This is a genomic window from Arsenophonus nasoniae DSM 15247 (genome assembly GCF_000429565.1).
Classification (GTDB): domain Bacteria; phylum Pseudomonadota; class Gammaproteobacteria; order Enterobacterales; family Enterobacteriaceae; genus Arsenophonus; species Arsenophonus nasoniae.
The window spans coordinates 1-13415 of sequence record NZ_AUCC01000081.1; the positions used below are offsets into that span (position 1 = coordinate 1).

Here is a 13415-nt window from a genome sequence, read left to right on the forward strand (position 1 = left end):
CGGCTGAAATAAAAGCGGCTAACCCAGCCAGTAATGATTCAGCGGGTGAACTGGTATTCCATAAAGGGGGTTCACTTTACATTAGTACTTCATTTCGCGGTGGTACATTGCGTTATCTGCATGTTTCTGAATTTGGCAAGATTTGTGCAAAATATCCCGATAAGGCACGTGAAATTGTAACTGGTGCTTTTGAAGCGGTATCCAGTGATTGCTTTATCACTATAGAAAGCACGGGCGAGGGAAGATCTGGTTACTTTTATGATCATTGTCAGTCTGCTGAAAAAGCACAACTTCAAGTAAAAAAACTTTCACAGCTCGATTGGAAATTCTTTTTCTTCCCATGGTGGGAAAACAATAATTATGCAATTGATCCGGTGGAGCCCATTCCAAAGCGGCTAATTGATTATTTCACTGAGCTGTCCGGCAAACATGGCATTCGGTTAACCGACAAACAGAAAGCCTGGTATTACGCAAAAGAGAAAACGCTTGGTTATGATATGAAGCGGGAATATCCCTCACTTCCCGCTGAAGCTTTCCAACAGTCAGTAGAAGGCGCCTACTATGCCAGGCAGTTTCGTTATCTTTATCAAAATAAACGCATTGGCACATTGCCTGATAATTCACATTTGCCAGTACATACATATTGGGATATTGGGGTTGGTGATTCAACGTCAATCTGGTTTGTACGTGAAGTGGGAATTGAATTTCATATCATTGATCACTACTCAAATAGTGGTGAAGGGTTGCGGCATTACATGAAGATACTGAAAGATAAAGGCTATACCTACGCCAGTCACAATGCACCTCATGATATTGATAATCGTGAATTTGGTTCTGACGCAAAATCCAGGCGTGAAATCGCAAGAGAAGGTTATGAAATAGATGGGCAGAAATACGCAATACGATTTGATGTAGTGCCAAAACTTTCAATTGATGAAGGTATTGAGGCGGTACGTGAAATATTGCCAAATTGTGTATTTGATGAACATCGATGTGCCGATGGAGTTGCTCATTTAGAAGCTTATCGCAAAGAGTGGGATGACAAGCTGGGTTGCTGGAAAGATAAACCCCTACATGATTTTACGTCACATGATGCTGATGCATTTCGATATTTTGCGGTTAGCCGAAAAAATAAACAGCGTCCCGCCTTTGAGATTAATTTAGGAACCACATTCTAATGAGTATGTCTAATGTTGATTTTACCCGTCCTGAATATAAATTGTTTGTGTTGCAATGGGCATTAGTTCGGACAGTTTGTAAAGGAGATGATTCAGTAAAAAGCTATCTGCCGATATTAGAAGAATCGAATAAAGAACGCAAAAGGAAACGTAATAGCGATTATCAAGATCGTGCGGTGTTTTATCCGATAACCGGTCATACCCGTAATGGGATGATAGGAATGGCTTTTAAAAAAGATCCGCTGGTTGAGATTGACGAAAGACTGGCTTATCTGAAAGAGGATGCTGATGGAGCGGGTTCAAGTCTTTATCAGTTAGCCCAATCGTCATTGGAATCCGTCTTGGAAGTGGGGCGACATGGCTTATATGTCGATTATAACAACGAGTCAAAGCAAGTCTATTTTTTTCAATACAAAGCCGAAGATATTATCAACTGGCGAATGCAACGCATTAATGGTCGTAATCGCTTAACTCTGGTGGTATTACGTGAAACAGTAGAAGAACAAGACGGTTTTGGATTCAAGGATGCCATTCAATATCGTGTTCTGGCTATTGAAGAAGGGAAATTTATCTGTCGCGTTTATCGAAAACCCGCAGGAAACAGTGTTTACCAAATAGATGTTGAATATATCCCTGATCGCGGTGGCTCAGGTGCTTGGGAGGAGATCCCGTTTACCTTTATTGGTGCTCAAAATAATGATCACACTATTGATGAAGCGCCGTTACTCGGACTCGCCAAAATCAATTTGGGTCATTATCGAAATTCCGCCGATTATGAAGATTCGGTTTTTTTCTGTGGTCAGGTGCAACCCTATATTAGCGGCTTGAAAGATGAATGGCGTGACTGGTTAGAGAAAAAGGGTATATTAGTCGGCTCCCGCTCACCCATTTTGTTACCTGAGCAAGGTTCCTGTGGTTACATTCAAGCACAGCCTAACATGCTAGCGAAAGAAGCGATGGACAGCAAGCGTGATTATATGGTGGGGCTGGGCGCTCAATTAGTTTCCGCTGATAGTAAAGTGAAAACCGTTATTCAATCAGTGGGTGAATTAAGTGCACAAACATCTGTCCTGAGTATCTGTTGCGCGAATGTCTCAGAAGGTTTAACTAAAGGGTTAAAGTGGTGCGCTGAATATGCGGGTGCTGAACCTGATAAATGCGCTTTTGAAATTAATAGGGACTTGGTCAATCACATTGCCGATAGCACGATGATACGTGAGATAGTGTCAGCCTGGCAATCTAGCGCCATCCGTCAGTCTGACTTGGTGCGTAACTTGCAAAAATTTGACATTATCAATCCGGCTGATGAGGTTGATGATGTCATTGATGAACTTAACAATCAGCAACCCACTATGATAGGTGAGCGATGAGAACGGTGAATGAGCGCCTGATGGATGAGTTACTTGCTCACTCGCTGTTTTCCAGTCGTTATGCCAGCGGTGTAGCAAAGAGAATGGTCAACGCCCTCAATGCATTTGATGCCCAGCTTAGTGCATCCTTAATTGTGGCACTAGATGACGCCAATATTGATGCTGATAGTTTTACTGTTAGGCGATTAGAATCTTTGCTCGCCAGTGTTAAGGCTATTAATAAAAATGCGGTAGCCAGCGCGTTTTCTCTGTTAAGCGCCGAGATGAAAGCGCATGCACACTATGAGGTAGATTATTATCCCGCTTTATTTGATTTTCTAATGCCAGGGGTTGTTCTTCGTCAATATCCATTGATGAGTCTCACCACAGATATGCTCTATGCAGCGGTGATGGCGCGCCCATTGCAGGGAAAACTGTTATCTGAGTGGGCTGAGGGGCTGGAAAAAGACCGCATGATGCGCATTAATAATACCATTCGCAATGGCTATCTAAATGGGGATAGTGCTGTGCAAATTGGTCGTAACATCCGTGGTCACGCCAAGCAAGGTTATAAAGACGGTGCGCTACAAATTAGTCGGGCTAATGCTACAACTATTGCCAAAACGGCAATCAATCATCTGCAGGCAACTGCCAGAAATCATTTTGCTGAAGCGAATAGAGACATTCTGGCGGGCAAACAGTGGTTATCTACCCTGGATAATAAAACGTCGCCCGCTTGTATTATTCGCGATCAATTGAAATATACCCTTGAAGGTAAGCCAATCGGCCATAAAGTGCCCTATTTGCAAGGACCAGGAAAAATTCACTGGAATTGTCGTTCGACTGAAACATTGATCACTAAATCATGGCGTCAATTGGGGATTGATGTTGATGAAATGGACGAAAGCACTCGGGCCTCGATGGATGGACAAATACTTGCCGAGACAACCTTTCTTCAATGGATACAACGACAACCTGCTTGGCGACAAAAGCAGGTATTTGGTGAAGTCCGTTACCGGCTTATGAAAGAGGGTGGCATGCATCCGGCCCAGTTTTATAGCGATAAAGGTGAGTTTATTACACTGGATAAATTGAAAGAAATAGATAAACAAGCCTTCATTGCTGCTGAATTAGGCTAATACTGCATTAATTAACATCAAGCCCGCGGATAAGCGGGTTTTTTTATTTACTAAATTTAACGCGCAAGGCGCATAGACAAATCCCAAGGGGAAATCATGAGTTTTATCAATATCGATCGTAAATACCACTCACCAGCCGATGATCCTAATGGTGGTAGCGGCAGTGGTTCGCAAATCACGCCTGAACTACAAGCCATTATCGATAAGCAGGTTAATGAGCAAGTGGTGGGACTGAAAGCCAAAAACAGTGAATTACTCGGTAAACTCAAAGAACAAAACGAGAATCTAAAACGCTTTGAAGGAATCGATCCTGAACAGGTCAAAGGCATTTTGCAACGCTTTGACAATGATGAAGAAGCGAAGTTGCTTGCCGAAGGCAAGATTGACGAGGTTATCAATAAGCGCACGGAACGATTGCGCCATGATGTAGAAAAAAAACTACAATCTGAGAAGCGAAGGGCGGAAAAGGCAGAAGAATTTGCCAATAAATTCCGCAGTCGGGTTTTAGGCGATGAAATTCGTGCAGCTGCAAGTCAATCCGGCGCGTTAGCCAGTGCTCAGGAAGATTTGATATTACGTGCCAAGGGCATATTTAAAATCAATGACGAAGGTCAGGCCGTCGCTGTTGATGAGGAAAACAATCCGATTATGGGTAAAGATGGCCGTACACCTTTAACCCCCGCTGAGTGGATTGATTCGCTAAAAGAAAGTGCCCCCCATTTGTTTCCTTCTGCATCCGGTACAGGTTCAGGGGATAGTAAGTCAGGGGGCGCACATTTTAAACGTTCTCAGATGTCTTCAGCTGATAAGGCCGCATATATCCGGCGATTCGGTCGTGAAGCTTATCTGGGATTACCAAAGTAAGGAATTAATATAATGGCAACGACGGTTAATAGTGATTTAATTATTTATAATGATTTGGCTCAAACCGCATTTTTAGAGCGCAGACAAGATAATCTTGAGGTGTTTAATCAGGCATCTAATGGCGCAATTGTACTAGATAATGTTTTTATTGAAGGCGATTTACGTAAACGGGCATTTTATCAGATAAGTGGTTCGATTGAACATCGTGACGTGAATTCTACGGATAAAGTTACCGGTAAGAAAATTGGGGCGGGAGAATCCGTTGACGTTAAAGCCCCTTGGAAATATGGCCCCTATGAAATCACCGAAGAGTCATTTAAACGACGTGGCAGGGATGTTTCAGAATTTTCTGAGCTTGTGGGTACGGATGCTGCTGATGCTTCGCTTGAAGGCTATATCAAGTATTCCCTGGCAGCATTGAGGGCTGCGATTGGCGCTAATACGGATATGATGGTCACGGCTAATATTGCTACCGATGGCAAGAAGACCCTCACTAAGGGGTTGCGCAAATACGGGGATAAATTCAACCGTGTCAATTTGTTTGTCATGCACTCAACAACTTATTTTGACATTGTTGATCAGGCGATTGATAACAAGGTTTATGAAGAAGCAGGCGTGGTAATTTACGGCGGCCAACCTGGAACGCTAGGTAAACCCGTATTAGTCACCGATACTGCACCTGTTGATGCTATATTTGGTTTAGTCCCAGGGGCTATCACTATCACGGAATCCCAGGAACCTCATTTTCGCTCTTATGAAATCAACGATCAGGAAAATTTAGGCGTTGGCTATCGAGGTGAAGGCGTGGTAAATGTGGGCGTGCTCGGTTACAGCTGGGATGAATCAAAAGGAACTAATCCTGATCTGACAAAATTGGGCACAGCTGGCAACTGGAAGAAACATTTCACCAGTAACAAATTAACGGCAGGCGTAATGATAAAATTGAAGCATGAAGCGAGTTTGAATTTATCTGTGGATAAAACCACCGCGACAGCCAATAACAGCGATGCGGTGACCATTTCACTTGATTACTCAAAAGATAATCAACCTGTCCAGGGTGGCAATGTTGAGTGGTCAAGCACAGGTGGAAAATTGAGTAAAGCGGCGACTAAAACCGATGCAAAGGGTAAGTCCAGCGTCAAATTAACCGCCAGTACAGCAGGACAACTTACCGTCACTGCGACAGTGGATGGTGAGATGCGCACCACAGAAAGTATCACTTTTTCATAAAGAAAAATAAAGTTAAGGGGACTTTTGTCCCTTTTTTTGAGGTGAATATGATTGATTCGGATAAAAATTCGCCAACATTTAATAGTTATGCCAGCGTTGAGGATCTAAAGCGCTATGCCCGTGAAAGAGGAATTGATATACCCACTGATGACTCACATATTGAGTCGATGCTGGTGACTGCGATGGACTATTTAGCGTCACAGCCATGGTTAGGAAAACGAACCCACTTAACCCAACCGCTATCCTTCCCACGCACAGGGTTATTTTATGACGGCGTGCCTATTGAGAATGACGCCATCCCTAAGCAACTCATTATGGCCCAGTGTCGGCTGGCGATTGATTCAGAGAACGAGGATTTACAGCCAACGTTAGGGGGCGAAGTGACCACAGAACGTATTGAGGGGGCTATCACGGTCCAATATGCCTCGGGGACAAATTCGGGTTTACCCAAATTTCCCTGGTTAAATGGTTTGCTTAATGGCTTGTTAGATATACGTTCTGGATTTGCCATCAACACCTTTTCGGTGAGGTGATGATGAATCTTTATACTCGAATGGGTAAAACGACTGAGCGCTTGATAAAGCAGTACGGCATGGACTATGTCTTAAAAAGAAAAGGTAAATTTTATGTTGATAAAAAGGGTCAGGAGATTATCGAACCCGATATGGTATTAAAGGTGGTAGGAGTAAAGACACAGTTTGCTATCAATGAAGTGGACAATTCCCTCGTTTTAACCAGTGATATTAAATTCATTGCGCATGCAAAGAGTAATATTCAACAGGGGGATATCATTATCATCGATAACAGAAATCATCGAGTGATTGCTGTAAAAGAGTTAAAGCCCCAACGCCAAACTATTTGTTTCATTGCACAATTGAGAGCTTGATATGACAAACAATTTTACAGCCGCCATTAATGCGTTTGTCAGTAAAGCAGAAGAAAAAATGGAAGTGGTTACCAAGGTGACATTCATTAAGATACTTGCAAGGTTAGTCATGATGTCGCCTGTCGGTAATCCTTCTATCTGGCAAGTGAATGCTAAAATAGCCGGAAAGGGAAAAGGAAATGAAAGGAAGCCTGCAGGGTATACGGGGGGAAGATTTCGTGGCAACTGGCAAGTGACGTTTGATGAAGTACCAATGAAAGAAACGGGACGAATAGATAAAAGTGGCGAAGTAACACAAGCTGAGGGCAATCATGTTATCGGTCAGTTTAAAGTGGGCATGAAGTCAGTCTATTTTTCCAATGTGGTTCCTTATGCTTATCGACTTGAGATGGGGCATTCAAAACAGGCACCGAAAGGTATGGTACGGATCACGGCACAAGAATTTCAGCAGTTTTTTCATCAGGCTATCGCAGAGCGTAAAGGATGAACCCATTAACCATTAATACCGCGATACGGGCACATATTGCCCAATTTGCTGAGTCTGAAAATATCAAGGTTGCCTGGCCAAATTGTGAATTCGATGATATCAATGAACCCTATTTACAACTACACATCATGCCAGCGACAACTAAAAATTTGAGTTTATCGCTCGATATGCCTGTATTTAGCGGTGTCATACAGATAAATGTAGTTGGCAAAGCAGGAACGGGCGACACATTGGTCATGAATGTCGCTAATCGTTTAATAAATTATCTAACAAACGGCTTTTCGTTGACCGATAATCTTTTTTTAAACGGTGAGCCATGTTTATTTCCAGCAATCTGTGATCAGGTTAATTATATTCTCCCCGTCAGCGTTGCTTATCGTTGTCACTCTACAATTTAACATTGCCGCCACATGGTGGTTTTTCAACAGCCAATAATGAGGTTTTATCATGGCATATAATATTCCTAATGGTTCGCGTGTTTATGTAGCTAGTAAATATGCGGATGAGATAACAATTACGGCGGCTACCAATGCGACAGAGGCGGTATTAACTGTCAATTCGATTGGCAGCATTAAAACGGGCAATATTGTCCAGATTGATTGTGGCTGGAAAAAAATGTCAGGCGCTTTTAAAGTGAAAAAAGCAGCTGATACCAGTATTACACTGGAATCAATCGATACCACCGATAAAGCCGTTTTTCCCGTTGGTGGTGCTAAAGGAAGCTTGAAGAAAGTGGAAGAATGGGAGGCGATGCCGCAAGTCATGACATTATCGACGGAGGGCGGTGAGCAGCAAACGCAGGAAATTCAGTTTTTGGAAGATGAACAGGCAGAAACCGTTGATACCTTTAAAAATGGTATCACGCAGGTTTATACCTTTGCACATGATGCAAAATTACCTATTCGTACGTTATTGATGAAACTCGATGACAGCAAGCAAATTACGGCAATGCGTTTTTTCAATAAACGTGCCAGTGAGGATCGTTATTTTACTGCTTCGGTCTCTTTCCAGCGCGTGCCCAATACAGCTATCAACGAGGTTGAAAACGTGGTAGCCCGTTTCTCACTTAAATCTGATATGCAAATCTATGCAGTATAATTAAGGATGTAGCATGGCAAAATTTACATTGATACCCAAGCCAACGTTTAAAGCCAATGTCCTCATTCCGGTGGCAGGCAAAAAAGAGCCAGAGGTGGTGACCTTCACCTTTAATCACAAAGCCATGAGTGAACTGGAAACCATGCGTGAAATGCCGATTGATGAGTTCTACCAGCAGATTATTGCTGACTGGGCGATTGAAGAGCCTTATCACGCTGATAATTTGAAGCTGCTATTTGACAACTATCCCTCAGCTGCCAGCGCCATTAGTACAACGTATTATAGCGAACTATTAGGCCAACGCGAAAAAAACTCCTAGCGGTCGTTGAGGCCATGTATGGCGGCATGACCGAGACTGATATCCGCAACTTTGAAGCCGCCTTTGGTTTTACGCCGGAAGACAGCGAGGTTGAAGTCTGGCCAGATGTCTGGGAGGCTTATCTTACTTTTAATGCCCTGCGTACTCAGTGGCGAATGGGGGCGAATGGCCCCACAGGGTTGGATTACAGCGTTTTATCCCACGTCATCGATTATTTGGGTATTAATCAGGATAAAGGCGCTTTATTTAATGATATACGGGTGATGGAAGCGAAAGCCTTAGCGATAATGCACCAATAAGGCGGATATTTTTATCACAGGCTTTAAATGTTTAGTTGTTCGAAGGAAAATATAATGACTGATATCGCCACGATTTCATTAAAAGTAAACACGGCGGATTTGGAAAGAGGTGAACAGAAGTTAAAGTCATTTCAGGGAACAGCGGAAAAGGTTGAAAAGGCTTCCTCAAATCTGGAGGGCGGATTAAAAAAAGTTAGCTTAGCCTCACTGAGAAATGCAGAAACCATTAAGACGCAAAAAAGTGAACTTAATGACCTGTTAAATCGAATTAATCCCACCAATAAAGCGTTTGATGAACTGGATAAAATTAGCCGTAAGCTCGCCGCTTCACATCAAAAAGGTTTACTCCCCCTTGACCAGTTTATTGATTACAACACGATACTGGAAGAGTCGAGAGATAAGCTAAGCCGGATGAATCTGGCGCTGACCGCAGAAGGGAGAGCGCTACTTGCACAGGAAGAAGCTTCAAAACGAGCGAAGTTAGCCGCTGATAATTTTCTAAACACATTAAAACAGCAATCAGACACGATAGGCAAGACGCGAACTGAAGTTCTTGAACTAAAAGCGGCGCAGATGGGCATTTCTCAACAGGCAGCGCCGATGATTGCCAAATTAAAAGAACAAGAAAAAGCGTTTATGAATGGCGCGGTAACGATGGGGCAATATCGTCATGCAATGCGTATGTTACCTATGCAGATGACCGATGTGGTGACCTCATTGGCTTCCGGTATGCCGGCCTGGATGGTATTGGTGCAGCAAGGTGGACAGATTAAAGACTCGTTTGGTGGTGTTGGTAATGCCTTTAAAGCAATAGGCTCAATATTAACCCCTACCCGATTGTTGATGGGAGGATTGGCAGGTGTTACGGCAGCTGTTGCCATCGCCGCTTATAAAGGCTCACAAGAGTTTAGTGAATTTAACAAGCAACTCATTTTAACGGGTGGGTATGCAGGGAAAACGGCTGGGCAACTTGATAGGTTGGCCAAACAGTTGTCAGCAGATGGCATAACACAAGGTGGAATGGCGGATGTAATAACTAAAGTTGTGGGGTCAGGTTCATTTTCTGGCAATGAAATTGATAATATTGCCAATGTCGCTGCCAGAATGGAAAAATTGGTGGGTCAATCTGTTGATGAAACAATAAAACAGTTCCAGCGCATCAAAGATGACCCAGTTAAAGCGATTAACGAACTTGACAAAAGTCTGCATTTTCTGACTGCAACACAACTAGCGCAAATATCGACATTAGAGGAACAGGGAAGAAAGCACGAAGCCGCTAAAGTTGCCATGGAAGCCTATGCGACTGCAACGAATAATAGAACCCAGCAGATAAAAGCGAATTTAGGTTACCTTGAGTCAGCCTGGGCAGCGGTTAAAGATAAAGCAAGACTTGCTTGGGATAGCATGTTAGATATTGGTCGTGAACACACATTAGACCAGAAGATACGTGATTACGAGGAAAAATTAGTTGCATTCCAGGTAAATCCGGTTGCAAGATTAAATTATTATAATGCCTCAGGGAAAACAGCGACAGATTTAAGGCGTGAACTTGATTTACTGAAAGAGAAAAAATATCAACAGGATATTGAAAATCAGAGAAAACAAGCGGCGGTAAGGGCTCAAGAGGCAGAGAAAGCACGTTTTAGGGTTGACCAGGAGCTCAAACACAAATATGAAAATGCGGAAGAAAAGCATCAAAGTGAGCTTGAAAGAATAAGAAATTCGGGTGGTTCAAAATCCGTTATCGATGAAGCGATAAGGCGTGAAAATGCCCGTTATGCGAAAGAAAAATCAAGTTCAGACTCAAAAGCTGATGCATACCGCCCATCTTTAGGCACACGTTGGGAAGAAGAAGCGCAAGCCAGAAACAGAGCACTGCAGGCAGAATTACGAACATTACAGGATGAAAGTCAATATGTTGGGATTATCAGCCAGCAACGCAGGGAGCTTTTCAAAACAGAAAACCAGCTAGTCATTCTTGAAGAGGCCAAAAGTGGCACAAACAAACGCCGTCTGAGTGAAGATGAGCGGTCATTATTATTAAAAAAAGAAGCCATTCTCTCTGAGAAGCGTGAAGCTGCACAGATAGGCGATAAAATTGAGAAACAAAAACAACTCAATGCCTTGCGGTTATCGAATGATGGATTGCAAGAAGAAATAAGACTCAGGCTGGAGAGTATTGGCAAAACCGAGATTCAAATAGCGAAAGAGCAGGAACTGAAGAAATACCGTGAAGAAATGGCCCGTAAAGGGATTGAGCAAGAAAACCCTGAGTATGGTCGAGGACTTTCACTGATTGATGAGAAATACAAAAATGAGGAGTCATTGCGGAAAAACTGGGAAGCAGGGGTTAAGCAAGGATTTACAAATTTCGAACAACAAGCGACTGATGCTTATGGCAATGTCGCCAATGTTACCAGGTTTGCCTTTGAAGGAATGAGTCAATCACTGACTGATTTTTTGATGACCGGCAAAGCTAATTTTGCTGATTTCACTAAATCATTACTTGAGATGATTGTGAAGATAATGACGCAAATGGCGATGCTTCAGGCGATGAAAGCGGCTTTTGGTGGGCAAACAGAAGGCTGGCGCGGGGCAGTGGCGGGTATTTTAGGTTTTTCATCAGGCGGATATGTGGGTGGTGGGGGTAAATATGACCCGAAAGGTATCGTTCATGGTGGGGAATTTGTATTTACCAAAGAAGCGACTCAGCGGTTAGGTATTGCTAACCTGTATCGCCTGATGGATGGAAGTAAGCGAGGTTATGCGTCTGGTGGATATGTGGGCACCTCTTCAACGCCCATGTACGGCATGCAACCCGTAGCAAGCGGTGTTAATGTCAATTTAGGCGGTATTCATGTTGACGGTCAACCGTCGCAGACAAGCCCTTCCAATGTCGATATGCGCGCAGCCGAGCAATCCTTAACCCAGAAAATCAAATCTGTTTTAGTGGCAGAAAGTCGAGATGGAGGTGATTTAAACAAAATTATCAAGGCAGTCAATGGGCGGGGTTATTAATCGATGAGCGCATTTTTGATAGAAAAAAATTTCACTTTTGTTATGCTTGGCATCAATTTAGATTCAGTCACTATTGGCCAAACGTAAAATCAAAGGAAAAACAATGAAAAAAACGTTACTGTTTTTAATTCCAACACTATTTTCTGGTGCTGTAATCGCAAAGTCTGGTGAAAGTACGCTTTCTTTTGGGTATTTGAATGTAAAGTCTGGTGGAGAGAAAAAATTAACTGAGAAAGCGGATAGAACAAAACCAGATCCTGAGGGAATTGCAACAGTTTATGCTGATGGTTATTCAAAAGCAGGGGGCGCATTTGTGCGTTATCGCTATGAATTTAGTGATGATTGGGGAATTATCAGTTCATTTGCTTATTCGAAAACAGATTATAGCACACCGATTACTTTGAATGTTGATAAAAATACATCTAAACATACTTCGGATATTAAAGGAGACTATATGTCTTTAATGGCTGGCCCAACTTATAGGATCAATGAATACGTAAGTGTTTATGGATTAGTAGGCTTGGGATATAGCAATGTAAACTTTGATTTAGATGTCACCAAATATGGTAAAAAAACGTTTTCAAAAAGCAGCACTAGCTTAGCCTACGGCGTTGGTATGCAAGTGAATGTTTACGAGGGCGTTACCGTTGATGTAGGCTATGAACGCTCAGGCAGTGGCGAATGGAAAACAGACGCATTCACGGTTGGTTTAGGATATAAGTTTTAAGCTGTAGTTAACCTGACAGTTATTCGCTATTACTGTGATAACTGTCAGGTAGACTCATACCTACATTATAAGTTTTGCCCACCGAATTTTTATTTTTTAGCAACAACATTTCATCTTGGTGAATTTTATATGAAATTTGAGGATATTTTAGACACAATTCCATTAAGGGAAAGTGGGAGATGCTCCTTCCGTCATAGCACTACTACATCTTTCTGTGGATTTCCAGATACCATTGAAAACGGTCAGAAGATTTTCCCATGCTTCAGCATCCCCGTTTCCATATGCACGGAAAGTCAGCCTGATTCGGTATCCGTCCTTATTGTTGGTCGCCAAATTGATGAAGTGAGTAGGCGCAAGTTGGATATCGACGATTCCATTGAGGAAATCGGGCCTGTATATTTGCAGATAAAGAGAAAACATTCTAACTAGCCCTTGAGAAACGCCCGCGTAATTACTTTGAATGTTTATTCTGTTTTATTATAATTGATTTTAATTCTTTAATTTCAGTTAATAAATCCATTGCGATATTTGGTATTCCAGAATTTGTACAATTGACCTCCTTATTTCTATTTATAGCTTCCTGAAGAATCATAACTATTTCTGTGTTCATGGAGCGCCCATTTTGTTCAGCAATATCAGCTATCGCTTCTCTTGTCACCGATCATGCAAAACTGATCCACTAACGATCATCTAAAACTGATCCACTTGGTATTATTCGCACATTTTTGTACGGATAATTTATGTTAACCAAGGAGATATTTGTGGATATTCATGTTCGCTTTGCACAAGGACAAAGCCTTCGAAAAATTGCCAGTGAGTTG

At 42.4% G+C, this 13415-nt stretch carries 15 protein-coding genes; 14 read left to right on the forward strand and 1 reads right to left on the reverse strand.

Going from position 1 to position 13415, the window contains the following annotated elements:
* The 14 genes from G468_RS21010 to G468_RS21020 form a co-directional block, all read left to right on the forward strand.
* On the forward strand, positions 1-1178 hold a 1178-nt coding region (locus tag G468_RS21010), incomplete at its 5' end, for a hypothetical protein (RefSeq protein WP_034250018.1).
* Positions 1178-2548, forward strand: coding sequence for a DUF4055 domain-containing protein (locus tag G468_RS0113515; protein WP_026823570.1), 1371 nt, complete (start codon positions 1178-1180; stop codon positions 2546-2548). The genes G468_RS21010 and G468_RS0113515, both read left to right, overlap by 1 nt.
* Positions 2545-3666: a phage minor head protein gene (locus tag G468_RS0113520; RefSeq protein ID WP_026823571.1), complete on the forward strand. Its 1122-nt coding sequence runs from the start codon at positions 2545-2547 to the stop codon at positions 3664-3666. Before G468_RS0113515 ends, G468_RS0113520 begins: the two co-directional genes overlap by 4 nt.
* Before the next feature lie 96 nt (positions 3667-3762).
* Complete coding sequence (locus G468_RS0113525; protein ID WP_026823572.1) at positions 3763-4530, forward strand: hypothetical protein; 768 nt, start codon at positions 3763-3765, stop codon at positions 4528-4530.
* A gap of 12 nt (positions 4531-4542) precedes the next feature.
* Positions 4543-5760, forward strand: coding sequence for a major capsid protein (locus G468_RS21015; protein ID WP_071846895.1), 1218 nt, complete (start codon positions 4543-4545; stop codon positions 5758-5760).
* A 47-nt stretch (positions 5761-5807) separates the two neighbouring features.
* Positions 5808-6293 (forward strand): DnaT-like ssDNA-binding protein, encoded by a 486-nt coding sequence (locus tag G468_RS0113535; RefSeq protein ID WP_026823573.1) that lies wholly within the window; start codon positions 5808-5810, stop codon positions 6291-6293.
* Positions 6293-6646 (forward strand): hypothetical protein, encoded by a 354-nt coding sequence (locus G468_RS0113540; RefSeq protein WP_135677643.1) that lies wholly within the window; start codon positions 6293-6295, stop codon positions 6644-6646. Before G468_RS0113535 ends, G468_RS0113540 begins: the two co-directional genes overlap by 1 nt.
* Position 6647: 1 nt before the next feature.
* Positions 6648-7133 carry a hypothetical protein gene (locus tag G468_RS0113545; RefSeq protein ID WP_026823575.1) on the forward strand — a complete coding sequence of 162 codons (486 nt, stop codon included), beginning with the start codon at positions 6648-6650 and terminating at the stop codon, positions 7131-7133.
* Entirely contained in the window at positions 7130-7531 is a 402-nt protein-coding gene (locus G468_RS0113550) for a phage tail terminator-like protein (protein WP_026823576.1), read from the forward strand. Before G468_RS0113545 ends, G468_RS0113550 begins: the two co-directional genes overlap by 4 nt.
* A 49-nt stretch (positions 7532-7580) precedes the next feature.
* Positions 7581-8231: a phage tail tube protein gene (locus tag G468_RS0113555; RefSeq protein WP_026823577.1), complete on the forward strand. Its 651-nt coding sequence runs from the start codon at positions 7581-7583 to the stop codon at positions 8229-8231.
* A 13-nt stretch (positions 8232-8244) separates the two neighbouring features.
* Positions 8245-8550 (forward strand): phage tail assembly chaperone, encoded by a 306-nt coding sequence (locus tag G468_RS0113560; protein ID WP_026823578.1) that lies wholly within the window; start codon positions 8245-8247, stop codon positions 8548-8550.
* A gap of 26 nt (positions 8551-8576) precedes the next feature.
* Complete coding sequence (locus tag G468_RS0113565) at positions 8577-8849, forward strand: DUF1799 domain-containing protein (RefSeq protein WP_246067395.1); 273 nt, start codon at positions 8577-8579, stop codon at positions 8847-8849.
* Between the two features lie 54 nt (positions 8850-8903).
* On the forward strand, positions 8904-11867 hold the full coding sequence (locus tag G468_RS0113570; protein ID WP_026823580.1) for a phage tail tape measure protein: 2964 nt from the start codon (positions 8904-8906) through the stop codon (positions 11865-11867).
* 103 nt (positions 11868-11970) lie between these two features.
* Positions 11971-12594 carry an Ail/Lom family outer membrane beta-barrel protein gene (locus tag G468_RS21020; protein ID WP_051297113.1) on the forward strand — a complete coding sequence of 208 codons (624 nt, stop codon included), beginning with the start codon at positions 11971-11973 and terminating at the stop codon, positions 12592-12594.
* A gap of 451 nt (positions 12595-13045) precedes the next feature.
* On the opposite strand, the gene G468_RS0113590 is transcribed toward G468_RS21020, so the two are convergent.
* Positions 13046-13252 (reverse strand): Arc family DNA-binding protein, encoded by a 207-nt coding sequence (locus G468_RS0113590; RefSeq protein WP_026823581.1) that lies wholly within the window; start codon positions 13250-13252, stop codon positions 13046-13048.
* Between the last annotated feature and the right edge of the window lie 163 nt (positions 13253-13415).